22 protein-coding genes, 2 tRNA genes, 1 pseudogene and 1 riboswitch are annotated in these 26028 nt (G+C 71.0%); of the genes and pseudogenes, 13 read left to right on the plus strand and 12 right to left on the minus strand.

What is annotated here, in order from left to right:
- From ACZ7NC_RS17155 to ACZ7NC_RS17170, 4 genes and pseudogenes are all read left to right on the plus strand, one after another.
- Positions 1–347: pseudogene (locus ACZ7NC_RS17155) on the plus strand (DEAD/DEAH box helicase); the annotation flags it as partial.
- A gap of 224 nt (positions 348–571) precedes the next feature.
- Positions 572–2662 (plus strand): FG-GAP repeat domain-containing protein, encoded by a 2091-nt coding sequence (locus tag ACZ7NC_RS17160; RefSeq protein ID WP_471489003.1) that lies wholly within the window; start codon positions 572–574, stop codon positions 2660–2662.
- 48 nt (positions 2663–2710) lie between these two features.
- A complete protein-coding gene (locus tag ACZ7NC_RS17165) occupies positions 2711–4261 on the plus strand; it encodes an amino acid permease (protein ID WP_471489005.1) in 1551 nt (516 codons plus the stop codon).
- A gap of 130 nt (positions 4262–4391) precedes the next feature.
- Positions 4392–4464: transfer RNA gene (locus tag ACZ7NC_RS17170), tRNA-Lys, on the plus strand.
- 253 nt (positions 4465–4717) lie between these two features.
- Here the strand turns inward: ACZ7NC_RS17170 and ACZ7NC_RS17175 are convergent.
- From ACZ7NC_RS17175 to ACZ7NC_RS17190, 4 genes are all read right to left on the minus strand, one after another.
- Positions 4718–6154, minus strand: a complete 1437-nt coding sequence (locus ACZ7NC_RS17175) for a sensor histidine kinase (protein WP_471489007.1) — start codon at positions 6152–6154, stop codon at positions 4718–4720.
- A complete protein-coding gene (locus ACZ7NC_RS17180) occupies positions 6151–6879 on the minus strand; it encodes a response regulator transcription factor (protein WP_471489009.1) in 729 nt (242 codons plus the stop codon). The genes ACZ7NC_RS17175 and ACZ7NC_RS17180 overlap by 4 nt, the downstream gene beginning before the upstream one ends.
- A 135-nt stretch (positions 6880–7014) precedes the next feature.
- Positions 7015–7650 (minus strand): hypothetical protein, encoded by a 636-nt coding sequence (locus ACZ7NC_RS17185; protein ID WP_471489011.1) that lies wholly within the window; start codon positions 7648–7650, stop codon positions 7015–7017.
- Between the two features lie 29 nt (positions 7651–7679).
- Positions 7680–8078 carry a PepSY domain-containing protein gene (locus ACZ7NC_RS17190; protein WP_471489013.1) on the minus strand — a complete coding sequence of 133 codons (399 nt, stop codon included), beginning with the start codon at positions 8076–8078 and terminating at the stop codon, positions 7680–7682.
- A gap of 618 nt (positions 8079–8696) precedes the next feature.
- Here ACZ7NC_RS17190 and ACZ7NC_RS17195 point away from each other — a divergent pair.
- Both ACZ7NC_RS17195 and ACZ7NC_RS17200 read left to right on the plus strand, forming a co-directional pair.
- A complete protein-coding gene (locus ACZ7NC_RS17195) occupies positions 8697–9704 on the plus strand; it encodes an STAS domain-containing protein (protein ID WP_471489015.1) in 1008 nt (335 codons plus the stop codon).
- Positions 9705–9807: 103 nt separating this feature from the next.
- On the plus strand, positions 9808–10272 hold the full coding sequence (locus ACZ7NC_RS17200; protein ID WP_471489017.1) for a DUF5994 family protein: 465 nt from the start codon (positions 9808–9810) through the stop codon (positions 10270–10272).
- 136 nt (positions 10273–10408) lie between these two features.
- Here ACZ7NC_RS17200 and ACZ7NC_RS17205 read toward each other — a convergent pair whose 3' ends face one another.
- Positions 10409–10825 carry a DUF5994 family protein gene (locus ACZ7NC_RS17205; protein WP_471489019.1) on the minus strand — a complete coding sequence of 139 codons (417 nt, stop codon included), beginning with the start codon at positions 10823–10825 and terminating at the stop codon, positions 10409–10411.
- 915 nt (positions 10826–11740) lie between these two features.
- Between ACZ7NC_RS17205 and ACZ7NC_RS17210 the strand changes: the two genes are divergently transcribed.
- Positions 11741–12967, plus strand: a complete 1227-nt coding sequence (locus ACZ7NC_RS17210; protein WP_471489021.1) for a PP2C family protein-serine/threonine phosphatase — start codon at positions 11741–11743, stop codon at positions 12965–12967.
- A gap of 82 nt (positions 12968–13049) precedes the next feature.
- Here the strand turns inward: ACZ7NC_RS17210 and ACZ7NC_RS17215 are convergent, their stop codons facing one another.
- Positions 13050–13376 carry a DUF5994 family protein gene (locus tag ACZ7NC_RS17215; RefSeq protein ID WP_471489023.1) on the minus strand — a complete coding sequence of 109 codons (327 nt, stop codon included), beginning with the start codon at positions 13374–13376 and terminating at the stop codon, positions 13050–13052.
- A 612-nt stretch (positions 13377–13988) separates the two neighbouring features.
- Here ACZ7NC_RS17215 and ACZ7NC_RS17220 point away from each other — a divergent pair.
- The gene (locus tag ACZ7NC_RS17220; protein ID WP_471489025.1) at positions 13989–14333 is read left to right on the plus strand and encodes a hypothetical protein; all 345 of its coding nucleotides are present in this window, start codon (positions 13989–13991) and stop codon (positions 14331–14333) included.
- Between the two features lie 151 nt (positions 14334–14484).
- On the opposite strand, the gene ACZ7NC_RS17225 is transcribed toward ACZ7NC_RS17220, so the two are convergent.
- Both ACZ7NC_RS17225 and ACZ7NC_RS17230 read right to left on the minus strand, forming a co-directional pair.
- On the minus strand, positions 14485–15129 hold the full coding sequence (locus ACZ7NC_RS17225) for a GTP cyclohydrolase II (protein ID WP_471489027.1): 645 nt from the start codon (positions 15127–15129) through the stop codon (positions 14485–14487).
- A 110-nt stretch (positions 15130–15239) separates the two neighbouring features.
- A complete protein-coding gene (locus tag ACZ7NC_RS17230) occupies positions 15240–15755 on the minus strand; it encodes a MarR family winged helix-turn-helix transcriptional regulator (protein WP_471489029.1) in 516 nt (171 codons plus the stop codon).
- 79 nt (positions 15756–15834) lie between these two features.
- Between ACZ7NC_RS17230 and ACZ7NC_RS17235 the strand changes: the two genes are divergently transcribed.
- The 4 genes from ACZ7NC_RS17235 to ACZ7NC_RS17250 all read left to right on the plus strand — a co-directional run bounded on the left by ACZ7NC_RS17235 (position 15835) and on the right by ACZ7NC_RS17250 (position 19893).
- Complete coding sequence (locus tag ACZ7NC_RS17235; protein WP_471489031.1) at positions 15835–16968, plus strand: dihydrofolate reductase family protein; 1134 nt, start codon at positions 15835–15837, stop codon at positions 16966–16968.
- Positions 16969–17102: 134 nt separating this feature from the next.
- Positions 17103–17176 (plus strand) — tRNA-Met (locus ACZ7NC_RS17240).
- Between the two features lie 371 nt (positions 17177–17547).
- Positions 17548–17705: riboswitch (cyclic di-AMP (ydaO/yuaA leader) on the plus strand.
- A gap of 11 nt (positions 17706–17716) precedes the next feature.
- Positions 17717–18745 (plus strand): M23 family metallopeptidase, encoded by a 1029-nt coding sequence (locus tag ACZ7NC_RS17245; RefSeq protein ID WP_471489032.1) that lies wholly within the window; start codon positions 17717–17719, stop codon positions 18743–18745.
- Between the two features lie 203 nt (positions 18746–18948).
- Positions 18949–19893: an aldo/keto reductase gene (locus tag ACZ7NC_RS17250; protein ID WP_471489034.1), complete on the plus strand. Its 945-nt coding sequence runs from the start codon at positions 18949–18951 to the stop codon at positions 19891–19893.
- A 28-nt stretch (positions 19894–19921) separates the two neighbouring features.
- Here ACZ7NC_RS17250 and ACZ7NC_RS17255 read toward each other — a convergent pair whose 3' ends face one another.
- From ACZ7NC_RS17255 to lhgO, 3 genes are all read right to left on the minus strand, one after another.
- Complete coding sequence (locus ACZ7NC_RS17255) at positions 19922–21310, minus strand: PrsW family intramembrane metalloprotease (RefSeq protein WP_471489036.1); 1389 nt, start codon at positions 21308–21310, stop codon at positions 19922–19924.
- Positions 21311–21410: 100 nt separating this feature from the next.
- Positions 21411–22262: a tRNA (guanosine(46)-N7)-methyltransferase TrmB gene (gene trmB / locus ACZ7NC_RS17260; protein ID WP_471489038.1), complete on the minus strand. Its 852-nt coding sequence runs from the start codon at positions 22260–22262 to the stop codon at positions 21411–21413.
- Positions 22263–22427: 165 nt separating this feature from the next.
- The gene (gene lhgO / locus ACZ7NC_RS17265; RefSeq protein WP_471489040.1) at positions 22428–23636 is read right to left on the minus strand and encodes an L-2-hydroxyglutarate oxidase; all 1209 of its coding nucleotides are present in this window, start codon (positions 23634–23636) and stop codon (positions 22428–22430) included.
- A 174-nt stretch (positions 23637–23810) separates the two neighbouring features.
- Here lhgO and ACZ7NC_RS17270 point away from each other — a divergent pair, with 174 nt between their 5' ends.
- Positions 23811–23963, plus strand: a complete 153-nt coding sequence (locus tag ACZ7NC_RS17270; protein ID WP_471489042.1) for a hypothetical protein — start codon at positions 23811–23813, stop codon at positions 23961–23963.
- Between the two features lie 81 nt (positions 23964–24044).
- On the opposite strand, the gene ACZ7NC_RS17275 is transcribed toward ACZ7NC_RS17270, so the two are convergent.
- A complete protein-coding gene (locus tag ACZ7NC_RS17275) occupies positions 24045–25469 on the minus strand; it encodes an MFS transporter (RefSeq protein WP_471489044.1) in 1425 nt (474 codons plus the stop codon).
- Positions 25470–26028: the final 559 nt, after the last annotated feature.

A 26028-nucleotide genomic window follows, 5' to 3' on the forward strand; every position in this document is an offset into this window, starting at 1 on the left:
TCGAGCGTCGGGACAACGACCGTGGCGGCTTCCGTCGCGATGACCGTCGCGACGACCGTGGCGGCCGTTCCTTCGACCGTGACCGTGGTGGCCGTCCCTTCGAGCGCCGTGACGACCGTGGCGGCTTCCGCCGGGACGACCGGCCGGCCGGTCGCTCCTTCGAGCGCCGGGACGAGCGCGGCGGTCACCGTGGCAGCGACCGTCCCTTCAACCGTGACCGTCGCGACGACCGTCCCGGTTTCCGCTCCGGCGGCCACGAGCGCCCGGCCGCCCGCCGTGACGACCACCGTGGCGGCGGCTCCTTCGGGCGCCGCGAGGACAAGCCGCGCTGGAAGCGCAACGGCTGACGCCTGCTGAACCGATCCTGAAGGGCCCGTACGACTCCGGTCGTACGGGCCCTTCGCGTGTCGTGGGACGGCACTGGGGGCAGCCGTTCTCTTTTCGACTACCGCTGCCTGTGCGGCGGTTGTTAGCATCCGCTGACTTTCTTGAGGTGCGCGGCCGGGGGGATTCGACGCGGGCGCGCCTGCCTCGCTCTCATTTCCCTGGGGAGGGACCCTTGGCCCGGCGCGTGCGCGCACGCTCTTTCCTGGTCGGCCTGGCAGCCTTGAGCGCCGGTTCGCTGACCACCGCGGTACCGGCTGCCGCGGACACACCCACGCCCGTCCGGACGGTGGACGGCGTGTGGGGCATCGATTTCGCGGGCGGCGTCCTGACGACGGTCGAGAGTGTCCCGAACGGTGAACAGTTCGTCATGAGCCGCCCGATCTCCGCGGACGGCGCCTCTGCGGGCGACCTGAGCTTCTGGGGCAATGCCGGCACGTTCGTGGACGGCAGCCACCTGAAGAGGGTGCCGTGCGACGCCGGCTCCTGTGTGGTGCTGCGGGCGGCCGGGAACGGAAACATCGGCACCTTCCTCGTCGACGACGGCAAGGAGTACGCGCAGATCCTGACGGGCCCCAACAGCTTCCACGCGGCGGACGAACCCGCAGTGACCGGCGGCAGGTTCGCGGACATCACGGGCCGCTACTTCGTCTACGACGCGGCATCCACCGGCAAGCAGTACGCCGACGCCACCAGCGCCTTCCGGTACCAGGACGTCCGCCTCACCCGCTCCGTCACCGCCGCCTCCGTGTGGGGCTCGCGGTTGTGGACGCCGGGCACGGGTGCCGGCACCGTCACCGCGTACGACCTGGAGCAGAAGAAGACCGTCGAGACGCTCGCCACGGGCGCACCCTGCACGGTCAAGGAGCTTCAGGTGGTGGGCCGCTGGGTCTACTGGAACTGCGGGTCCACGGGCGCGGCAGGCGTGTACGACCGTGCGGCGGAGAAGAAGATCACCATTCCGTCCGGCCCGGTCCTCGTGGGCGACGGCTACCTCGTCCGGCATGACCGGACGGCCGGGAAGCTGCTGCTCACCGACTTCCACACCGGAACGGCCGCCACGGCGCGCGAGATCGCGGACCTGCCGGCCGGGAACACCGCCGATCAGCGGCGGCTGACCTGGGCCGTGGACAAGTTCGGCGGCGACATCGCGTACGTCGGCCAGGACAAGGCGATCCGGATCGTGCCGAGCGGTGTGCCCTCGTCGGCGCTGGCGGTGATCGAGGCGGACCAGGACGACCCCTACCTGAACGCCAAGGACGACTCCTGGCTCAGCACCTGGCAGTTCAACAAGCCGGCGTCCTGGAAGTACACGGCGAAGGACTCCGTCGGCCGTGTCGCGTACACCAGCACCGGGACCGGAGCCCAGGCCGAGGTCGGCTGGACCGGGAAGACGAACGCGGGGACGTACGCCTTCAACGGCCGCTACTCCTGGACCCTGACCGCCTCCGCGATCGAGGGCGGCGGCACCTACACGACCAGCGGCACCATCGGGCTCTCCGGCGGCCGCCAGGGCCATCACGACCAGGGCGGCTACAGCTACGGGGAGCTGGTCACCCTCAATTCCTCGGGCGGTCTGACCCTGCACTACACCGAGGGCAAGGGGACGTTCGACTGGAAGCAGTCCGCCTCCGGCTGGCCCGCCGGGACGGTGGCCGTGCCGTTCGGCGACATGGGCGGCGACCGGTGCGCGGAGATGCTGGTGCGGACGCCCGGCGGGGAGCTGCGCCGGTACGCGGGCAAGTGCGGGTCGTCGTACAGCCCGTCGAGCAGTCACACCTCGCTCGGGACGGGCTGGAACGCGTACGACGTCCTCACCGCGCCCGGCGATCTCACCGGGGACGGCCGTACCGATCTGCTGGCGCGTCAGAAGTCCACGGGTGACGTCTTCGTGTTCGCGAACGACGGCGCCGGGAAGCTGAGGGCGCGCGTGAAGATCGCCTCGGCCTGGAAGGGCTACACGCGGATGGTCGGCGCCGGGGATCTGACCGGCGACGGGTACGGCGATGTGCTGGCGCACGACAAGTACGGGGCGCTGTACCGGCTCGACGGGGCGGGCGACGGGAAGCTGAAGGCGCGGGTGAAGATCGCGTCCGGGTGGGGGGCGTCGTACAACGTCGTGGTCGGCGTCGGCGACATCACCGGGGACGGGAAGAACGACCTGGTCGCGCGGGACACCGCGGGCAACCTGTACCGCAATCCCGGGACCGGGAACGGGACGTTCGGGCCGCGCGTGAAGATCGCGAGCGGCTGGCAGGGCTACAAGGGCATCTTTTAGCCATGTTGTGACGCATGTCATGTCCCCAGCGAGGGAATCGCTGGGGACATGACAGATGACGCCATAGCGAGCGGGCCGTCGGACGGAAGACTCTCCGACGAAGAGCGGCTGGCCCAGCTCGGCTACACGCAGGTTCTCGCCCGCCGCATGTCGGCGTTCTCCAACTACGCGGTCTCCTTCACGATCATCTCGGTGCTGTCGGGCTGTCTGACGCTGTATCTGTTCGGCATGAACACGGGCGGCCCGGCGGTGATCACCTGGGGCTGGGTGGCCGTCGGCCTGATGACGCTGTTCGTGGGACTGTCGATGGCCGAGATCTGCTCGGCGTACCCGACCTCGGCCGGCCTGTACTTCTGGGCGCACCGGCTGGCGCCGAAGCGGACCGCCGCGGCCTGGGCGTGGTTCACGGGCTGGTTCAACGTGCTCGGCCAGGTGGCGGTGACGGCGGGCATCGACTTCGGGGCCGCCTCGTTCCTGGGCGCGTATCTGAACCTGCAGTTCGACTTCGAGGTGACCCCCGGCAGGACGATCCTGCTCTTCGCGGGCATCCTCGTGCTGCACGGCCTGCTGAACACCTTCGGCGTGCGGATCGTGGCCCTGCTCAACACCATCAGCGTGTGGTGGCATGTGCTGGGCGTCGCGGTGATCGTCGGCGCGCTGGCCTTCGTACCGGACCGGCACCAGTCGGCGTCCTTCGTGTTCGGCGAGTTCGTGAACAACACGGGCTGGGGCAGTGGGGTGTACGTGGTTCTGGTGGGTCTGCTGATGGCCCAGTACACCTTCACCGGCTACGACGCCTCGGCCCATATGACCGAGGAGACGCATGACGCCTCGACGGCGGGCCTGAAGGGCATCGTGCGGTCGATCTGGACGTCATGGATAGCGGGCTTCGTCCTCCTGCTCGGCTTCACCTTCGCGATCCAGTCCTACGAGGGTGCCCTCACGTCCCCGACGGGGGCGCCGCCGGCGCAGATCCTGCTGGACGCGCTGGGCGTGACGGCGGGCAAACTGCTGCTGCTGGTCGTCATCGGGGCGCAGCTGTTCTGCGGAATGGCGTCCGTGACGGCCAACAGCCGCATGATCTACGCCTTCTCACGCGACGGCGCCCTGCCGTTCTCGCACATCTGGCACACGGTCAGCCCGCGCACCAGGACGCCGGTGGCCGCCGTGTGGCTGGCGGCGGGTGGGGCGCTGGTCCTCGGCCTGCCGTATCTGATCAACGTCACGGCTTACGCGGCGGTGACCTCGATCGCGGTCATCGGCCTGTACATCGCGTACGTCATCCCGACGCTGCTCCGGGTGCGCAAGGGGGACACCTTCGAGCGCGGGCCCTGGCATCTGGGCCGCTGGTCGGGCGCCGTGGGGGTGGTGGCGGTGGTCTGGGTCGGCGTGATCACGGTGCTGTTCATGCTGCCGCAGGTGTCGCCGGTGACCTGGGAGACCTTCAACTACGCCCCGGTCGCCGTCCTGGTCGTCCTCGGCTTCGCCTGGATCTGGTGGCTGGCCTCGGCCCGGCACTGGTTCCTGAACCCCGACCACGAGCGCACCCTCGCCCGCGAGGCCGCTCGCGCGGGGGCGCCCGAACCGGCGGATCCGTAGCACGTCGGCACGTGCGCGCTCATTCCACCCCCCTCTCCACCTCCTGCACCACCGCCGACGCGGCCGTGACCCCGATACCCGATCGGAGACACGGCCACGTCGGGCTATGCTCGGGGTGGCAACATCGCCTGGGCCCTTAGCTCAATTGGCAGAGCAGTGGACTTTTAATCCATTGGTTGTGGGTTCGAGTCCCACAGGGCCTACCGGTGGTAGGCGGGGGATATGGCCTCTGACCTGCTACGCAGCGCCTGAGTCGACTTTGGTCGGGTTGGGCGCTGCTTCGTTTTCGGGATCGTGCGTGGCGATGCGTGAGCGTGTGGGCCCGTGGCCTGCGGATCGGCTTTGGCCCGCTCCAGGTCCGCCTCCGACTTCTCCACCCCCGCAAGGACCGCCCCTGATCCACCTCATTCACCACACCGCGGCCGGCATCCGCGGCCGGCTCCCGGGCCGCCGCTGTCACCGCGTGGTCGCCGCCGCCCCGGCCGAGCGGGACGAGCCCCTGGCGGTGCGCCGAGCGCCGGCGAACGCGCCTGGTGGTGGAGCGGGTTGGAGGCGGACGTGTGCGTCCAGGCCGCTGCCGGGGGCGGAGTGCAGGGTGATCTCGCCGCCGGAGGCACGGATCAGGTGGCGCACGATGGGCAGGCCCAGGCCGGTGCCGTCGTGGTGGGAGTCCGAGGCCCGCCAGAATCGGTCGAAAGCCCGCTCCCGGTCCGCCGGCGGCATGCCGGGGCCCTGGTCGATGATGTGGAGTTCCGCGCCGGGTGCGCGGGTGAGGGTGAGCGTGGTGCCGGGCGGGGAGACTCGCAGCGCGTTGGCGACCAGGTTGTCGATGACCTGTTCCAGTGCCCCGGGGATCGCCCAGACCCGGCCCGCCGGCGTTCCGGTGACGGCGAGTGTGACGTGCTGTTCGGCGGCGAGCGACTCCCACATCGCGGCACGGTCGGCCAGTACGGCGTCCAGGTCGGTGGCCTCCGGTGTGGTGGCCGTGTTCTCCAGGCGGGCCAGGGCGAGCAGCCCGTGCACCATGCGCCCGAGCCGTTCGACCTCGCCCACGGCTTCGTCCAGGCTGTCGTGGGCGCGCGGGTCGAGGTAGGGCTCGAGGTTCTCCAGCCGCAGTCGCAGCGCGGTCAGCGGGGTCTTGAGCTGGTGGGAGGCCTCTCCGGCGAACGCCTGCTGAGAGTCGAGTAGTTGTTGCAGGCGGGTGGCGGTGTGGGTGAACGAGGCGGCCAGTTCGCGTAGTTCGGGTGGGCCGCTGGTGGCGTCGGGCGGGTTGGTCAGGCGGCCGTCGGCGAGCTGAGTGGTGGCGCGGTGCAGGGTGCGCAGCGGCCGGGTGATCCAGTGGGCCAGGGTGAAGGCGACCAGGGCGACCGCGGCCAGGATGGAGGCCCCGGCCAGCGCGAGGGCGAGCCAGATGGTGTGGTTGCGGTCGGTGACCATCGTCATCGGGTACGTCACCCGGAGCGCCCCGCGGATCGTGGTGCCCGAGGTGCCGGGCTGGGTGGCGTAGAGCGCCTCGCCGCCGTCGGCGCCGGTGCGGGTGCCGGTGGTGGGCTGGTTGTTCAGTGCGGTGGCGATGTCCGGCTCGGCGGACAGGTTCGTTCCGGCGGGGACGGCAGCACCGGAGGCGGCCAGCACCACGCCCGCGCGATCGACCACGATGACCTGGCCGCCGGTGCGGGCGGTGTAGTCGTTGATCAAGGTGGGCAGTTCCGCGGTGTTGCCCTCTTCGATGTTCTCCTCGGTGACCTCGGCGAGCATCGTCGCGTCCCGCTCGACGGTCTGGGCGAAGCGGTCGGTCTCCCCACGGGCGTAGAGGTAGCCGAGCGGGATCTCCAGGCCGGCCAGCACGAGCAGGGCCAGGCCGAGGTAGCTGTACAGCAGGCGCCGGGTCATCGAGTGACCTCGGGCGGCGGATCCCCGGGCACGGTCAGGCGGAAACCGACGCCGCGCGCGGTCGTGACCCAGCCCGGATCGCCGAGTTTGCGGCGCAGGGCGGCGACGTGGGCGTCGAGGGTCTTGGTGGGGCCGAAGAAGTGCGGGTCCCACACCGCGTCCATGATCTGCTGACGGGAGTGGACCGCGCCGGGGTCCTGGGCGAGGTACGCGAGCAGGTCGAACTCCCTCGGGGACAATGCGACTTCGCTGCCGTCGAGATGTATCTGGCGGGTGCGCCGGTCGATCTGCAGCGGGCCGAGCTGTTGGGGCGCGGGTGCCGCCGCGGGTATCGCGGAGGTCGCATCCGGTGCCGTCGGGACCGCGGGCAGGGCACCGGTGCGGCGGGTGACCGCGCGGATACGGGCCACCAACTCCCGTACGCCGAACGGCTTGGCCATGTAGTCGTCCGCGCCGAGCTCCAGCCCTGCCACCCGGTCGGCCTCCTCGCCCCGGGCGGTGATCATGATGATCGGGATGGGGGAGCGGGCCCGCAGGCCGCGGCACACATCCAGGCCGTCCATGTCCGGCAGCCCGAGGTCGAGCAGGACCAGATCGGGTGAGCCGTCGGAGGTGAGCCCGGCGGCGCCGGTGCGCACCCGGTCCACGGTGAAGCCGTAGCGGCCCAGTCCCTCGGTGAGCGGTTGGGCGATCCGGTCGTCGTCTTCGATCAACAGCAGCCGCATGGCGACAGGCTCGCACAGCTGTGTCACGGGAGTTGGGGTGTTCACGAGAACCCGCCTGGGACCTGGGGAAACGGATGATGCGCCGCGACGTCGGCGGCATACCGAGGCAGTGACAGCGCCGGCCGCCGAGGGGAGTCAGCCGTCGTCGGCGCGGTCGCCGTCCTCCCGCCCGTCCTCGTCGTGCTCGTCGTCGCCCTGTTCGCCGGCACCGGGCCGGAGGCCGGTCGGGGGCGGAGTAGCAGAGACACCGTCTCCGCCGGCTCCACCAGCGGCGGGGGGCGAGGCGGAGGCCGTGGCATCCGGAGGAAGAGACGGCTCGGCGGGCGACTTCGGCGCGGAGACCTGAGGGGTACCGCCGGAGTCGCTGGGCACCGAATCGGAGGAGACCGTGTCACTCACCATCGACAGAGCGGCACCGAAGCCGCCCATCGCCACCAGCGCGGCGGTGACCATCAGGGCCCGCCCGGGCCGGGCGGCCGTTTGCTGCCACCGGCCCGCCAGGCGCGCACGGTCTCCATCCGCGTGCCGCCGCCTCACGGCCGCGCTGTCCGGCTCCTCATCGGCGGGGGCTGTCGTCGACGCGAAGCCGGGCGGCGGTTCATCCGCCGACCACGACTGCGCCGGAGCGGGCGAGGGAGGGTCGGGGTAGTCGAAAGCGTCCTCCCCGTACCGGTCTCCACAGCCACCCTCCGCCGAGCCGAGGGCGTGCGCGGTGAGCGCCGCCGTCGCGTCGATCTCCGGCTCCGGGGCCGGTGCGGGGTCGGTGGGCATGGCGCTCCTCCCTTCGGGCGGGCCAGGGGTCAGCTGCCGGCCTCGTCCGCCTCCTCGTCCTTGGTCTTGACGACCTTGTACGTCGCGGGGTCGAGGTAGACCTCGACCTCACTGCCGTCGGCCTTCTTGATCTCCACCGCGTACATCCCGGGGTTCTCCGCGTCCTTCTCGGACTTGACCACCGTGCCGGGATAGGCCGCCAGCGCCGCCGCCTCTGCTTTCTCCTTCGCCTCGCCGGTCAGCGGCGTCTCCACCGCATCGCCGCCTCCGGCTTCCGCGGCTTCGTCCTCGGCGGGAGCGGCAGTCTGCGTATTGCTCGCGCCGGCGGCGGAATCACCGGAGTCGGATCCGCCGCCACAGGCGACGAGCGCGAACATCAGCACGGCGGAGGGAACGGCGACCAGGGCGCGACGGGGCACTGCACGCATCAGGTGTCTCCAGAGCAGTCGAGGTGCGGAGTCCGGGGCCGGAACTCCGGGGGAACGTCAACGACCCTAGAAACACGCCTTCCAGAGCAAGCCCAGCGAAGCGACAGCAGCAGACCAGCAAACGCCCAATCTTTCGCCACCGCCGCTAGGCCTCTGACCTGCTACGTAGCCCCTGAGTCGGCTTCGGTCGGGTTGGGCGCTGATTCGTTCTCGGGCCCGTGCGTGAGCGATGTGTGGGCGGGGAGTGTGCGTGGCCGCGGCGGATTGTGTGTGGCCCGGCTCAGCGGGTACCCGAGATGGGCGTGGAGCCAGGCAGTGTGCCCCACGAGTGGGCCGTCTGCCCCCGGATGTCTTCATGAGCCGGTAGGCAGGCGGTGCGCTCGGTTCGGACGAGCCCGTCTGATACTGCGGGTCGGGGCCGTCGGCGGCGTACGGTGGAGATACCGAGGGCATCGCGCATTCCGGCCGTCTGCCGGGTCGCCCTCGGCGCGAGACGAACCCCGGGCCGCCCGAGCGGACGGTGCGGAGACGGGTCGGCATCATGTACGCCGCGATGACTGCAACTCCGCGCCCTTCTCTGGTCGTTGTGCATCCCTGCCAGGGGGCGGGGTGATCGCGGTGCGGCGACTGGACATCCACCGGCGTGACAAGGGGGAGCGGGCCCTGGTCACGCTCCTGGGCGAGGTGGGGCCGGCCACGGCGCCGCTGCTGCGGGCCGCGCTGGAGCAGTGCCTGCGCGACGGCATGACCGTCATCGACGTCGATCTCACCACCGTCGGCTCCTGCGACGCCAAGGGCCTGGACGTGTTCCTGACGGCGTCACGGCGTGCCGACCGGGTGCACGCCGCGCTGCGGCTGCACCATCCGTGCGCCCAGATCACCCGGCTCCTCGCCGTCACCGGCTCCGCTCCCCTGCTTCTCGCGGCCCCCGCCAGCCCGGTGCCACCCGAACTGCTTCACGGCCTGCTGGACACGTCTTCTTCGGTTTCGTCGGCTTCGTCGGCCGGAGGGACACGCGCGTCCGGCGACCGCGGTGATACGCCGGTGATCAAGGACGGTATTCGTCTGCGCCGGCTGACTCGCTGGCAGGCCGAGGCGATGAGCGAGGACATCGCCGACCTGGCCGTGGCACCCGCCGCGGGCTCCTCCGGCCAGGCGCACCGAGCGCGGGTCGACTTCCTGCGGCGGCTTGCCGGCAGCGCACGACGGCCCGGCTTCGCCTTGCTGCTCGCCGAGACGACGGTGCTGGTGGGATGTGCCTTCGGATTTCCGGTGAGCCCCGGCGGCCGCTCCGAGCTGGGGCTGCAGGAGTGCATCGGTCGGCTCACCGGCGGCACCGGGTTCCTGCTCCTCACCCAGGTCGTGGCGCAGCACCATGCCCAGCACCGCGACATCGGCCGCCTCCTGCAACAACGCCTGCTGGCCGACCGGCACGCCACCGTCGGGGTCGCCCTGCTTCACCCCGCCGACCGGGCCGGGCGGTCCGCCTACGAGTCCTGGGGCTGGCGGGACCACGGAGAGCTGGTCGGGCTGCCGGGCCTGGGCGCGCCTCGGGTGCTGACCCTGTCCCGGGGGAGCGGACCTGCGGTGCCTGCGCCTCGGGCCGCCCGGCCGCGCCGGGCGTAGCCTGGGAGGGACCGAGAACACGTCGGGCGCACGATCACGAGGCGCCGTTCCCGGCGAGTGACGAACGAGGGCGGTCCGAGGCTGCCCGGGACGGGACCGCGCGATGGACTCCCCCACGACGCCCGCCGGAAGCACCCCACCGGGTGACGCGCACACGTACCGGATGCCGCTGTCCCGACTGAGCCTCACGCCGGAGGCCAGCCACGGTCCGCTGGACGGAGCATGGTGGCCACGCTGTGACGCCCTGGAACTGGAACTGCCTGCCCTCGTGGGCTCGTTGGACCCCGGCCACGGCACGGTCACCCGCGTCACGGTGGGTGCCGCGACATGGGCCGACTCCCCGCGGACGATGTCGGCGCCGGACCACCTGATCGAGGTCGTCCTGAGCTACGCCGCCGAGGAGGAGCACGCCATCGTCCTGGACTGCGGCACCGTGGGGCGGTGGGAACTCCTGGTCATCCCCCCCGACGAGCCGGTCGGAACGGCCGAGCGGCTGCTGACCGACGCCGCCGATCCGTGGAACTCGTTGTCGGCCGAGCGCATCCTGGCGCGTGCTGAGGGCACCTGAGGGCACCTGAGCGCACCTGAGGGAGTGAGGGGACGGGCAGCTCTTTCGCCGACGGGCGGTTCTTCACCGGCCGACCCAGCCGCCCGTGTGCGCACCGCGGTCTCGGCCGTGGGACGGCTCGGTCCGCCCGTCACTGCTACGGCGTCTGCCTGGTGCCCGTGTCGATGAGGATCTGCTCCGCCGCGCTGAGATTGTCGGCTCGGGCAGCCTGGGCCATCGCCGCGTGGGCGGCCTCGGGGGTCGCGTCCGGCGGGACCACCAGCAGCGAGAACACGTCTGTCTCGCCACGGGTGATCAGGACAGTGCCGTCACCCACCGGGAAGGAGTCGATGTGCACCACCCGCTCGTCCACAACGATCCTCGTCGGGAGCCCGTCCCAGGCCGCGGCGTCCAGCCCGACACGGGTCAGCGGGCCGAGTTGCGGAGTGAGTGCGCTCAGCAGCGCGGGCAACTCCGCACCGATGTCACGCGATCGCGGCCACCACGCGCCGTCGAGGATGCCTTCGCGCGATGCCGTCGTCTCCAGCCGGAGCAGTACAGTCCCCGGCCGCACGGCATGGTGCACACCACTCGGCAAGTTCCGAGGACCAGGGGCTGACTCGGAGTGGGTCACAGAGACCACCCTCGTTCCGGATCCGGTGCGAACACGCGATTCGCCTCGCTGTGACCACGCTACTCCGGGTACCTCGCGGCATCAGCGCGTCCGAGCATCGCCGTGGCATCTTGGACGCCGGACACGTCGAAGGCCGCCGGGGCGTACCGTCACGGCGCCCGGCGGCCCGGCTCGTCCGGCCCCGGGCGGGGCGGGGAGCCTCCGTCTCGGCACGAAATCCCTCCGATGACCGGGACGGGCGTGAGAGACGTCCCGGCGGAACACGGGGCGGAAACCGGCCGGGGCTCATTGACCGAACCTGACTTCTGACCCCGGCTGGTGCCGACGCGGTCGTTCGCATGATGCCCCGCAGGTCCTAGGGCTGCGGTGTGAAGACTGTCCATCGGCGCGATGCGGGGTGCGGGACCCCGTGCGCCGACCGCCGATGCTTTGCGTCGACGGTGTACGGACAGCTGCGCGACTGCGCTCAGTGCCTGTCCCCACCGTATGCCCGCCGGACCGGGTACGACCCGGTCATCCGCCTCCCGCCGAAACCGGGGACGAATGGGCCCATGGGCGGCGGGGACCGCACCCGTGGACCCGTGGCGTACCGCGGCGGGACCGTACGTCCACACCCCCGGCACAGCGGACCGTCGGTGTGCGGGTGCGGGCGGGCTCCATGCTGTCGCCGGCGTCCGGCTTGGCCTTGAACGGCCGCCAGGCCGAACTGTCCTCGCCACAGGGCTCGTTCCGTATGCGCGGCCGGCGCGGGTCGGGACGACATGCCGCGCATGGAGTAATGAGCCGCTCCGGCGGCGGTCCAAGGTCACGTTGTGCGGAGGCGGTCGCAGGGGGAGGGAGGTGGCGAGGCGGGTCATGGGCGACGAGAACGTGGACCGGTCGGAGGGGCTCGGCGAGTGGCTGATCGGCCCGCTGCTGGACAGGGCACGACTGATGCAGCCAAAGCTGGTCGCCCCCGTGGTCGCGGAGGAAGTGGCCAGGATCGGCGGCCGTGACGTCTCCATCCTGCTCCTGGACTACGCGCAGGAGCTGCTGGTGCCGCTCGCGGGCAGCGGGCTGCACGTCGGCCGGCCCCAGCCGGTGGTCGACTCGCCCGCGGGCCGCGCGTTCCTGCGCGTGGACGTCGTCGAGGTTCCGCAGGTCCACGGCGGCGTGCGGATGTATCTGCCGCTGCTGGACGGCAATGACCAGGTGGGGGTGCTGGCCCTGACCCTGGACGCTGTCCGCGATGAGGACCGGCGCCTGCTGCTGCGGTTCGCCGGCGTGGTCGCCGACATGCTGGTCACCAAGAACGCCTACACCGACCTGTTCTTCCTGGCCCGGCGCCGGGAGCCGATGAGCGTGTCGGCGGAGATCCAGTGGAGCCTGCTGCCGCCGCTGTCGATGACCGTGCCGCAGGTCGAGGTGGCGGGCATCCTGGAGCCCGCCTACCGCGTCGCCGGTGACAGCTTCGACTACGCCCTCAACGACGACATCCTGCACATCGCCGTGATCGACGCCATGGGCCACGGCCTGGACGCCGCCACCATGGCGACGGTGGCCATCGGCGCCTACCGGCATGCCCGGCGTATGTTCGTCAGCCTGGCCGAGAAGTACGCGTACATGGACGACGCCATCTCCCAGCAGTTCGGACCCGACCACTTCGCCACCGCCCAGCTGATGCACCTCAACATCGCCACCGGTGAGCTGGAACTGGTCAACGCGGGCCACCCCGCGCCGCTACTGATCCGCGAAGGCCGGGTCGAGCGGCAGCTGGAGAGCGCGACGACGCTGCCCGTCGGCTTCGGCGGCGAGGAGCCCCGGATCCGAGAAGACCTGCTCCAGCCGGGCGACCGGCTGCTGTGCTACACCGACGGCATCATCGAGGAGCACGTCGCCGGCGGCGAGCCGTTCGGCGAGGACCGCCTCATCCACTGCGTCAACCGCCTGGGAGAAGAGCCGTCGCAGGGGGTACGGGGCGATCTGCGGCGTCTCTCCCACGCGCTGGAGCGGGAACGGGGCGGGCACACCAGCGACGACGCCACCCTCTTCATGCTCGAGTGGCACGGTGGCGCCGCAGATCACCTCGCGGTCCTTGACTAAGCCCGCGCCGCGCGGCCCGCGGGACGGGATCGCGGAACGGGCCCGCCCCGCAGGCCCGGAGGCCGGCACGCGGTGGGTCGCGTCACGCGTGGTCGTCCGCCGCGGCCGCCATGATCGGTTCCGCGGCCTCCTCGGGCGTGTCCGGAGGCACGACCAGCAGGTCCCAGCGTCCCCGGCCGGGGGTGAGCAGGACGATGGTGTGCGGGGCGGATGCCGTGAGGCTCCTGCGCAGTCGTACGACCTGGTTGGCGACGAGCATCCGGCGGGGCGTCACGGACCACACCGCCCCGTTGACGGTGACGCTGGTGATGTGGCCCCACGCGCGCGGCAACCCGGCGAGCAGCCAGGGGAGTTCGGCGAGCAGGTCGTACGAACGGGGCCACCACGCTCCGTCGATGGGACGGGGCATGGCGCCATGAGGTGCCAGTCGCAGGCGCAGGAGAGGATGGGAGGGAAGCGGGGGTTGCACTGCGGTGGGCATGAGAGCTCCTGCCAACTGACGTACGTGGACGAGTGGCTGATGTTCTGCGTGCCGCCGAGCGCAAGGAGAGGCAGGAGCGGCGGGACGACGGTCACCGCTGTCACCGCTGTCACCGTGGCGTACAGCCCTTCACCACCGTCGCGCGCGGGCGGGACCGCCGTCGGGAGGGCCGGGCTGAGCGGCATACGGGACTCCTCGGCCTTGATGCGGATGGCGCGGCCGGAGTCAGGGGCTGCCCCTAGGACGGGTGGCGTGCTGTAGAGGGAATGTGGTCTGGTGGACTCACTGGAACACGAGAGCTGGAACGCGAGGGCCGGAACACGAGGGCTGGAACACGAGTGGGCGGTCCGGAGCCGGTTCGAGTTCCGGCATACGAAAGGGCCTCGCTTGCTCCACCGTACTCTCGGCTGTGTAACAACCGCGTCTGCTTCGCAAGCGGCATCCTGCTGACACGGGTCGACGCCGGACGTCGACAGACGGCACGGCCCAGCGCCGCGCCGCTCCGGAAATCCGGCACAACGCATAGGAAAGCGGCACTCGATGTACGACCAGACACGCGCTCAACAGCCCGCGGACCAGCCCCGCGGCGCCACGGGACGCCGCGCCCCCGGCCCGGCACCGCTGCTCCCGGCGGACGAGCGGGACAAGATCGTCCGGCGCCTCGGGCGGGCCCTCAACACGTTCCCCGACGCTCCGCGTGAGTCACTGGAGGAGGCCGAAGGCGCCTTCGACGAGGCCACCGCCCAGCTCATGGGCGCCCTCGCCGAGCAGCGGCGTGCCCTCCGCGAGGGCTGGGAGAACCAGGACCCCGAAACGCAGGCCGCCGAACTCCATCTCGCGCTGAGGCAGTACCGGGAGATCACCCAACGACTGCTCCGCCTGTGAACGACACCAGGTCGTTCTAGTTCTAGGCGGCAACTCTTCGGTGAGGTACGGCTGGTGAAGATGAGTCGTCGTACACGTGCATACGACGACGGTGGGGCGGGCGTCCGATGCGCCCGCCCCCTCCTGTCCTGCCCGGTGCTCGCTGCCTAGCTCAGCCCACGCTGAGCTTCGTGAGGTCTCCCAGCGGGAGCGTGTGCTGGGTCTGGAGGACCTTCGCGCGCAGATAGCGGACGTTGTCCGGGGTGGCGAAGACGCCGGTGGGGACGCGGTCCTTGACCTCGATGCCGAGGCCGCGCAGCTGGTCGGCCTTGTCGGGGTTGTTGGACAGCAGGTCCAGTTCGCCGACGCCGAGGGCAGTGAGCATCTGGGCGGCGGCCGTGTAGTCGCGGTCGTCCTCGGGCAGGCCCAGGGCGGCGTTCGCGGCGTAGGTGTCGAGGCCCTGGTCCTGGAGGGCGTACGCGTCGAGCTTGTTGTAGAGGCCGATGCCGCGGCCCTCCTGACGCAGGTACAGCAGCACTCCGCCGCGCTCGGCGATGCGCTCGACGGCCTCACGCAGCTGGGGGCCGCAGTCGCAGCGGGCCGAGCCGAAGACATCGCCGGTCAGGCACTCGGAGTGCAGGCGGACCAGCGGGGTGGTGCCGGGGGCCGGGGCGCCGAGGACGACGGCCACATGCTCCAGGCCGTCCGCCAGGCCGTGGAAGGTGACGAGTTCGGCGTCGACGCGGTAGCCGTCCTGGAAGCGCAGCGGGACCCGGACGCGGGCGCGCTGGGTGGCGGCGGCGGGGAAGTCGGGCATGCGGGGTCTCCGGGTTCCGTGCGTGGCCATCTGCTTCAGATTTGAATCAGCAGCTCGGCCAGGACCCTACCCCATGCTTTAAATTTGAAGCAACAGATTTGTCGCGCGGATCACGAACAGGGCTTGTTGGAGCGCCTGCGCCAGGGCACGTCGTCCGGGGCGGCATGCGCGTCCTCCCCGTGGAACCCCTCGCCGATCGCCGTGAAGATCTCCTCCAGCTGGCCGACCTGCTCCGGGGACAGTCGGTCGAAGAGCAGCGACCGTACGGTCTCGACATGACCCGGGGCCGCCTGCTCCAGGACCCGCATCCCCTGGTCGGTGAGGGCCGCGATGCTGCCCCGCTTGTCCCAGCGGCAGTCCTCGCGCCGCACCAGGCCGTCCTTCTCCAGGCGGGTGACGGCGTAGGTCAGCCGGCTACGGGTGATCTTCAGCCCCTCCGCGAGGTCGGTCATGCGCAGTCGGCGCTCCGGGCTTTCGGAGAGCGTGGCGAGGATGGAGTAATACACGTGAGGCATGCCGGCCTCCTGCTGGAGCTGCCGGTCCAGCGCGTCCTCCACGAGCGCGGCGGCGGCGATGTACGCGCGCCAGGCGCGCTGCTCCTCGGGGGTGAGCCAGCGAGTCGTCATAGGACCAGTGTAGGTTTGTTTCAAAGTTGAACCAAGACCCAGACCGTATAGCCAGACCGTAGAGTCGGAGAGCGCGCCCATGCCGTCGTACCCCTACGTCCTGCTGTCCGCCGCCGTCTCCCTGGACGGCTACCTCGACGACACGACTCCCGACCGCCTGCTGCTGTCCAGCCCGGCCGACTTCGACCGGGTCGACGAGGTGCGGGCCTCCGTGGACGCGATTCTGATCGGTGCCGGCACGATCCGGGCGGACAACCCGCGGCTGCTGGTGAACTCGGCCGAACGGCGGGCCGCGCGGGTGGCGGCGGGGAAGCCGGAGTATCCGTTGAAGGTCACGGTCAGCGCGACGGGCGAGCTGGATCCGGCCGCGAACTTCTGGCACACGGGCGGCGACAAGATCGTCTATACGACGGCGAAGGGCGCGGAGCGGCTGCGGCGGGCGCCGGTCGAAGCGGACGTCGTCGCGCTGGGCGATGAACTGGACTGGCGGCCCCTGCTGGCGCATCTGCGTGAGGTGCGCGGCGTCGAGCGGCTGATGGTCGAGGGGGGCGGCAAGATCCACACCCAGCTGATCCAGCAGGGGCTGGCGGACGAGTTGCAGCTGGTGCTGGCGCCGCTGTTCGTGGGGGATGCGCGGGCGCCGCGGCTGTTCGGGCCGGGTGGGTATCAGGGTGGACGGCTGCGACTGGTCGAGACGCGGCGGATCGAGGACGTGGTGCTGATGCGTTACGAGCCGACGGCGCCGGGTGCCGGTGAGCTTCCCTCCGCCGCGGATCGGCACTGGCTGGGGCTGGCGTGCGAGCTGGCGGCGCAGTGCCCGCCCTCAAAGACGGCGTTCAGCGTCGGGGCGGTGGTGGTGGCGGCCGACGGGACGGAACTGGCGCGCGGGTACTCCAGGGAGGGCGGTGATCCCGTGGTGCATGCGGAGGAGGCGGCGCTGGCGAAGATCCCGGCGGGGGATCCGAGGCTGGCGTCGGCGACGGTGTACAGCAGCCTGGAGCCTTGTACGCGGCGTGCGTCGCGGCCGGTGCCGTGTGCGCGGCTGATTCTTGAGGCGGGGGTGCGCAGGGTGGTGACGGCTTGGCGGGAGCCGGACACGTTCGTGGTCGGAGCCGATGGGAGCGGGGTGCTGGCGGGGGAGGGCGTGGATGTGGTGGTGCTCGCGGAGTACGAGGAGCGGGCGATGGCACCGAACGGGCATCTGCTGGGCTGAGGCCGGGCTTCTTCTCGCCCCCGCCGCCCTTGCCCGTCCCGTCCCTGGGGGCCGCGCCCCCAGACCCCCGCTCCGGCCCTGAAAGAAAGGCGTGTGCTTCGGGTCCTGCGGATGGCGTACTATGGATTCAACGACGCGGGGTGGAGCAGCTCGGTAGCTCGCTGGGCTCATAACCCAGAGGTCGCAGGTTCAAATCCTGTCCCCGCTACTGAAGGCTCAGGGCCGGAACTGATCAGTTCCGGCCCTGAGTGTTTTCCCGGCCGGCACGCCCGGCCGTCCGGCTGCCGTGTACGACCACCTCACGCCCACGGACTTCACCGGCGCCCCCTTCTGCAGGTGACCTTGATCGTTGTCACCAGATGTGATCGGGCGAGCGCCCTCCGCATAACAACTGACATACCGTCAATACCTGTGTGATTCCTGAGCCTTGGCCAACTCGCCCGATTTGGGCCACTGATGACCCGTAAGTCCAGGCGAGAATCGTTAATGATCAAGTGGAACAGCTTGGAATCCGCACCCCGCGTCTATTAACGTTCGATAACGCAGCGCGGTCGTCCCAGCCGTCACAAGAGGCGGCTCCGTGCGCACGCGCCGAGTCCCGCAAGGGAGCCGGGGAACCACCACCCTGGGGTGAATCGCACGGATTCCGCCGTGGAAGCACGGTTGGTATACGCGCGTAGGAGACCTTCCTGCTCCGAACCCGTCAGCTAACCCGGTAGGCGAGAAGGAAGGAAAGGAGTACGCCCACGTGGCGTCAAACCGGCCTGCTCCGCAAGCCCCGTTCGTGCCGAGCCAGCGCACCACCGACACCTTCGGCTACGACAGCTACCGCACCGACGAGGGCCCGTTCGAGGAGTGGAACCCCACCGCGGAGTCCATTCGTCCCGTTCGTGGCAGGCACCGCGTCTCCAAGCAGCGCGGCGGGGGACTCGCCCGCAGCTCCACGGTTCTCGGCGTAGGCGTCATAGCCGCCGTCGGCGCGGGCGGCATGGCCAGCGCGAACAGCGGCAAGCCGCCGGTCGCCATCACCATGCCCGACCTGCCGCTGATCTCCGACGACGACTCCTCCGAGGCCGCCGAGGACACGGCCACCGCCCTCAGCACCATGGGCGAGGCCACCGAGCAGACCGCTCAGAGCGGCTCCGACGCCGGCGAGGCGCTGCGCAGCCGGATCATCGCGCAGGCCGAGCTCCAGCAGGACCAGATCGACAGCAAGGCCGCCGCCGCTGCCGTTGCCGCCGCCGAGAAGGAGGCCGCCGCGGCCGCCGCCAAGGCGGAGCAGGAGGCCAAGGAGAAGGCCGCCGCCGCGAAGGCCGCCGCCGAGGAGGAGGCCCGCAAGAAGGCCGAGGCCGAGCGCCTCGCCGAGCTGGCCAAGCAGTACACGCTGCCGACCTCCTCGTACACCATCACCTCGACCTTCGGTCAGGCCGGCGCCTACTGGTCCTCCGGGTACCACACCGGCCTCGACTTCGCCGCCCCCACCGGCACGCTGATCAAGGCGATCCACTCCGGCACGGTCACCTTCGCCGGCTGGGACGGCTCGTACGGCTACAAGACCGAGATCACCCTCGACGACGGCACCGAGCTCTGGTTCGCGCACCAGTCCTCGATCAGCGTCAGCGTGGGCCAGAAGGTCAACACGGGCGACGTCATCGGCCGCGTTGGTGCCACGGGCAATGTGACCGGCGCCCACCTGCACCTCGAGGTGCACCCCGACGGCGCCACGAACGGCATCGACCCGATGGCGTGGCTGCAGGGCAAGGGCCTCACGCCCTGAGGTCGTGAGGTCCTGAGGCCACGAGACCCTGAGGTCCTGAGTCCCTTGAGGTCCTTGAGAGGCGTCCACTTCTGAACCCCCGGCAGTCCTGACGGCGTCCCCCCGACGTCAGGGCTGCCGGTTTTCGGTGTGCCAGGAGTGTTTACCGGGACTTTGTCGCAAGCTCGGAATGATCGGCTCCGGCACGGCAGTTGACGTAGAACATGACTTCTCTTCGCAAGCTCGGCTCCTCCGACCTCGAGGTCCACCCGCTCTGCCTCGGCGGCAACGTCTTCGGCTGGACCGCCGACGAGACCCAGTCCTTCGCCGTCCTCGACGCGTACACAGAGGCGGGCGGCAACTTCATCGACACGGCCGACGTCTACTCGGCGTGGGTCGAGGGCAACGCGGGCGGCGAGTCCGAGACGGTCATCGGCAACTGGCTGACGGCACGCGGCAACCGGGACGATGTCGTGATCGCCACCAAGGTCAGCCAGCACCCCGATTTCCGGGGCCTGAGCGCGGCCAACATCAAGGCGGCCGCCGACGCCTCCCTGCGTCGCCTGGGCACCGATCACATCGACCTCTACTACACCCACTACGACCAGCCGGAAGTGCCGGTCGAGGAGATCATCGGCGCCCTTGACGAGCTGGTGCGGGCGGGCAAGGTGCGGCACATCGCCGCGTCCAACATCTCCGCCGAGCGCCTCGCGGCCTCCCTCGCCTTCTCCGACCGCGAGGGCCTCGCCCGATACGTGGCCCTCCAGCCGCACTACAACCTGGTCTCCCGCGACACCTACGAAGGCGACCTGCAGAACCTCGCCGAGCGGGAGGGTGTGGCGGCGGTCCCGTACTACGCCCTCGCGTCCGGTTTCCTCACGGGCAAGTACCGCCCCGGTACGACCGTGGACAGTGCCCGCGCCCAGGGTGCCGGCCGGCACGCCGAGACCGAGCGGGGCCGACGGGTGCTGGCCGCCCTGGACGAGGTGGCCGGGTCCCACGAGGTGCCGGTGGCGACGGTCGCGCTGGCCTGGCTCGCGAACCAGCCGACGGTCGCGACGCCCATCGCCTCGGCGCGGACGGTGGAACAGCTTCCGGCGCTGCTGGGGGTGGCGGAGCTGAGGCTGACGGAGGAGGAAGTGGCGAGGCTCACGGAGGCGTCGGCCTGAATCCGCCTCTCCTCCTCGACCACCACCGCTACGTCCGGTACGGGTTGTAGCTGGGGTACGGCGCCGTCGGCCCGTACCCGGGCCCGTACCCAGACCCGTACTCGGGCGCGTACCCGGACGCGTACCCAGGCCCGTTCACCTGCCCGTACGGCTGCCAGTGGACGGGCTCGGGGCCCGCGTACCCGTACCCGTACCCCGTCCATGCCTGCGCGGCCACCGCGTGCTCCAGCGCCGGCCGTGCGAACTCCCGCCGCGCCCACAGCTCGTGCAGCAACTCGTGTTCCCGTACGACGTAGTCCGCGCCGGCCCGTCCGCGGCGGCCCCGGTGCCGTAGGAACGCCAGCGACGTGGCGTAGGCCTCGTACCGTGCCACGGTCCGCGCCGCCGGCCGGCCCCCTCGGCGGCGCGCGTACTGCCGGGCCACCCGGCGGTCCCGCATGGAGCCCAGCGCGAACGGCTCGCTCGGGGACAGCCACCCGGCGACGACGTAGGCGGGCAGTTCCTCGCGCACGGTCCTCAGCTCACGCTGGCGGGTCCAGATCACCAGCCAGGTCAGCAGCCCGAACACGGGCACCATCAGGGTCGCGTACACGGCGAAGAAGCCGTACTCGCCGAAGGTCGAGGAGCCGTTCCACAGGGCGTGCATGCCCATGGCGAGCAGCAGGCCGAAGAGGGGCAGAAGCACGCGCCGTACGTGCTGACGTTCGCCGGACAGCGCGGCGATGCCGAAGCCGATGCCGGTCAGGACGGTGAAGAGCGGGTGCGCGAAGGGCGACATGATCACGCGGACGAAGAAGGTCGCCGCCGTGACGGAGGCGATGCCGCTGTCGCCGGTGAGCTGGTCGGTACCGAAGGCGGTGCCGAGGTAGAGGATGTTCTCGGTGAAGGCGAAACCGGTCGCGGTGACCCCGGCTATCACCACACCGTCGACGATCCCGGTGAAGTCGCGTCGGCGGAAGAGGAACACGAGCAGGACGGCCGCGGCCTTCGCCAGCTCCTCCACGACGGGCGCTATGACGGTCGCGCCGAGGGTGTCCGCCTGCGACGGATCGGCCGTCGCGGTCGCTATCCATCTGGTCGCGAAACTGTTGGCGACGATCGCTATCAGCGCCGCCGCGCAGGCACCCCAGGCGAAGGAGAACAGCAGATTGCGCCAGGGCCCCGGCTCGACCCGGTCCAGCCACCGGAACGCTGCCACGAGCAGCGGCACGGGCAGGACGGCGAGCCCGAGCCCGACCAGGAACCCCTCGGTGCCGGTCTGCTCGCGCACCAGGGCGAGGATGACCAGCCCGGAGAGCGCGAGCAGGGTGCTGAGCGCGCCGTAACGCACCCAGCGCTTGTGCCACCAGTGCGCGTGCCGCACTGCGCCGCCGGTGGGACCGGTGGGGTGCGTCGGGTACGGGGGACAGGTGGCCACGGCATTGACCCTAACGAGGCAGGGGCGCCGCCCGCAGCAGCGCGAGTGGGGCTCGGGCGCCGGTGGGGGGCTGCTGTCGGTGCTGTTCTTCCGGCTGCTCCTACCGCTGTACGCGGCGGAAGAGCAGGTCGTTCACGACATGACCCTTGTCCAGTCCCTGGCCCTCGAAACGGGTCAGCGGCCGGAACTCGGGACGGGGCGCGAAACCGCCGTCGGACCGGGTGTTCTCGAAGTCGGGGTGCGCGGTCAGCACATCGAGCATCTGTTCGGCGTACGGTTCCCAGTCGGTGGCGCAGTGCACCAGGGCGCCGGGTCTCAGCCGGGTCGCGGCGAGGCTGAGGAACTCGGGCTGGATGAGCCGCCGCTTGTGGTGGCGCTTCTTGGGCCAGGGGTCGGGGAAGTAGACGCGCAGCCCGTCGAGCGAGTCGGGGGTGAGCATCTCGCGCAGCAGGATGATGGCGTCGCCGTTGCCCACGCGGATGTTGCTGAGCCCGTGGTGGTCGGCGAGGTTGAGGAGGTTTCCCTGCCCGGGGGTGTGGACGTCGACGGCGAGGATGTTGGTGCCGGGGTCGCCGGCGGCCATCTGCGCGGTCGCCTCCCCCATGCCGAACCCGATCTCCAGGACGACCGGGTTCTCGTTCCCGAACAGCTCACCGAGATCGACGACGCACTGCCCGTCGATGTCCAGGCCCCACTTGGGCCACAGCCGCTGCAAGGCGTCCGCCTGCCCCGCGGTCACCCTGCTCCGCCGCGGCTGGAAACTCCGAATCCGCCGCTCGAAGTGCGACCCGGCAGGATCGGCCTTGGGCCCGTCGGGGAACCGCGGCTGCCCCTTGGCCCGGGTATGCCGAACGGACACACCGGGCACGTGAGGCGCGAGCCCGCCTCCGGTCTCGGTCGGACCGGGGACGGCGAGCTGGGGGGCTTCGGGGGCGTTTAGGGAGTCAGACACAGTGGGGTCGATTTTACGGGGAGCGCGATGGGGCGGACCCACGGCCACTTCCCCGGGCGGGCCAGCACCTTTCAGCGCCGGTCCAGCCAATCCCGGCCCGGGGCGGCAGCCCCCGGAAGAGCAAAACCCGGTGCCTGCACCCGGCCCGATCACACCGGCGCCTGATCACACCCCCTCCAACACCGCCAACGCCCTCCGAGCCACCTCCCGCCCGATCGGCAGCGAAGCGGTGGCCGCGGGACTCGGCGCATTGAGCACATGCACCGCCCGAGGCCCCTCCCGAATCAGAAAGTCATCCACCAGCCCCCCGTCCCGCAAAACGGCCTGCGCCCGCACCCCCGCGGCCGCCCGCACCAGATCATCGGCCGTCACCGCGGGCAGCAACCTCCGCACCGCCCCCGTGAACGCCCGCTTGGACACCGACCGCCGCAGCTCCCCCGCCCCGTAGCGCCAATGCCGCCGAGCCATCCGCCATGCCCCCGGCCAGGAAACCGTCGCCCCGACCTCCCTCGGCCGTACGACCCCCCACCCGTACCCCTCCCGGGCCAGCGCCGGCACCGCGTTCGGCCCGATGTGCACGCCCCCGTCGATCCCGCGCGTGAGATGCACGCCGAGGAACGGAAACGCCGGATCCGGCACTGGATACACCAGCCCCCGCACCAGCTCGGGTCGCGCCAGCGAGTAGTACTCCCCCCGGAACGGCACGATCCGCACCTCCGGCTCGTCGCCGGTCATCCGGGCCACGTCGTCGCAGTACAGCCCGGCACAGTTCACCAGCACCCGGCCCCGCACGACGTCGCCACGCGTCGTCCGTACGGCGACCCCCAGCTCCGGCCGCCGATCGACCCGGTCCACCCGCGCGCCGTACCGGATCTCCGCCCCCGACGCCTCGGCCAGCTGCCGTGCCACCCCGACGAAGTCGCACACGCCCGTCGTCCCGACGTGTATCGCGGCGAGTCCGCGCACCTCGGGCTCGTACTCCGCGATCTGCGCGGCGCGCAGCTCCCGTACCGGAATGCCGTTCTCCCGTCCGCGCTGCACCAGTGCGTGCAGCCGTGGCAGCTCCTCGCGCTCGGTCGCGACGATCAGCTTGCCGGTGACGGCGTGCGCGATGCCGTACTCCGCGCAGAACTTGACCATCTCGGCGGCACCCCGCACCGCGTACCGCGCCTTCAGGGACCCCGGCCGGTAGTAGATCCCGCTGTGGATGACCCCGCTGTTGCGCCCCGTCTGGTGCCGGGCGGGGCCCGGCTCCTTCTCCAGCACGGTCACCCGCGTGCCCGGCGCGGCACGCGTGATCGCATACGCCGTGGCCAGCCCGACGATCCCACCGCCGATGACCAGCACGTCACAGTCGTAAGCGAGCGTCCGCACCTGCTCCACCTCCCGGTTTCGATAATGCACTGCGCCACTGACAACGCACTCAAACCCTCCGCGCCGCCGCGTCCCGAAGGGAGTGCGGGAGCCGCGCACCTCGGCGGGGAGATTCCGACGGGGAAGCTTCGGCAAGGGCGGGAGACCCGGCCACTCGTCCGCCGTGATCCAGCCATGGCGAGTTCATGCGCAGCGGCTCGCGAGCACCCTGAAGACGAGCAGGAGGCCGCCTTCAAGGACGGCTGCCGTCCGATCGCCGAGGGCAGGTGCTGCTACGCCCTCGACGAGCTGGAGCGCTGCTTGGGGCGCACGGACAGCGCGTCGTAGCGGCCCGGTGCGGGCAGGACGGAGTCGGCGGCGGCCCGGGTCCGCCGGGCCGCCGCGCACCGTGCGCGGGGGAGGGCACGCTCAGGCCGGTGCCATGAGCAGCGGCCGCGCCCTCTCCCGCAGTTCGACCACCCGGGGCTCGTCGCCGTACGGCTCCAGGCGGTGCAGCAGATCCTTCACGTACTCCGTGGTGCGCGCGGACGATATCCGCCCCGCGACCTCCACCGCCCGCACGCCCTGCTCGCATGCGGCGTCGAGATTGCCCGACTCCAGTTCGGCGACCGCCGAGACGACGAGGCGCAGCCCGTGCGAGCGTACGAACTCCTCCGTCGGCTTCGACAGCGCCTGCTCGGTGAACCGCCGTACCTGGCGCGGCGCCTTGAGGTCCCGGTAGCACTCCGCGGCGTCCGCGGCGAAGCGGTCGTAGGAGTAGAAGCCGAGCCAGGACGGGTCGTGGTCGCCCTCCCGGGACCGCTCCAGCCAGCCCTCCGCCGCCTTCAGGGCGGCGCCGGCCGCCTGCGCGTCACCAGCGCGCGCGTGCGCGCGTGCCTCGACCAGGCGGAAGAAGCTCATGGTGCGGGCCGTGGCGAGGCCACGGTTGCGCTCCAGCGCGGCCTGCGCGAGGTCGACGCCCTCGTCGCCGAAGCCCCGGTAGGTCGCCTGGAGCGACATCGACGCCAGGACGTACCCGCCCAGGGGTACGTCGGCTGCAGCGCGCGCGAGCCGTAGCGCCTGGATGTAGTACCGCTGCGCGGCCTCCTGCTGCCCGGTGTCGAAGGCCATCCAGCCGGCGAGCCGGGTGAGTTCGGCGCTCGCCCCGAACAGCGCCCGGCCCACCTCGTCGGAGTACGAGCCGAGCAGCAGTGGTGCCGCCTCCACTCGCAGGCACTCGGGCACCATGGACGAACGCCAGTCGCCGCCTCCGTACTTGGAGTCCCAGCGCCTGGCGTCCTCGGCGGCCTCCCGCAGCTTCTGCACATCGCTGTGGCCGACTTTGAGCGGTGCGCCGGAGTCCTCCGCGGAGTTCACCTCGCGCGCCACCGAACTGTCGGCCGGGGTTATCAGCCACCGTGAGGCAGGCGTTGCGTATGCGCTTACCGCGAATGAACCGGCCAGCGACTGCCAGATGCCGCCGGAGCCGGCACGGCGTCCGGCGAGGTCGAGACGGTACAGCTCCGTCGCCGACTTCACCGCCTGTCCGACGTCCCGGGGGAAGGCGAGGCCCACTTCGGGTGCGGGGTCCGCGTCCGCCAGGCCGATCTCGTGGAGCGGCACCGGGCGGCCCAGCTTCTGGCCGATCGCGGCGGCGATGAGGTGCGGCGCGGCACCCTGCGGCACCATGCCTTTCGACACCCAGCGCGCCACCGAGGTCTTGTCGTAGCGAAGAGTCAGTCCCCGTTGAGCGCCAAGGTCGTTGACGCGTCGAGCGAGTCCTGCGTTGCTGATTCCCGCGAGGGCGAGAACGGTGCCGAGTTTTTCGTTCGGCCCGCGTTGCTCCCTGGACATGCGCCACCCCTCGACACAGACGGCTGCCGCGCTGGCATAACCATGCGGCATTCGTAAACCCAGCGTAGTTCGCCGGATCCCAAGCGTTAAGGGGCATTGTTCCGGTTGGCGGGATTGTGGTCCGTACTCAAGTGCGCACCCCCTACGCACAGTTGTGATGTGCTCCCGCTGTGTGGCTGTGCGCCCGTCCGTGCGCTCTTCTCCGGCCACCGGGGGAGCGGTTCCATGGCTTCTGCGTGGGTCGGCCCGCTGTACTGGATCCAGTGGGCTGGGGGATTCCGCCGCCTACATCCCCGCGGGCGGCGGAACGGTCCGGGGGGCGCACTCCGTTCCCCGGACTGCGCACGCGATGAGCACGGCGAGTAGTGCGGAGGGCTTGCACGGAGCGTGCGCGAGCCTGTCCCTACGACGCTGATTTGGCCGAAAATCGACCCCGCCCTTCACGGGTGATTGCCGCTCCTACCACGGGACTTGAGGGCGCGAAGGGAGTTTTTGGGGAGCGCTTCGGGGGCGCATTCGCGCCGCGGACGTCCTTTCGCCACCCTGACCGGGTGCCTGG

The organism is Streptomyces sp. NPDC111802 (genome assembly GCF_055634335.1).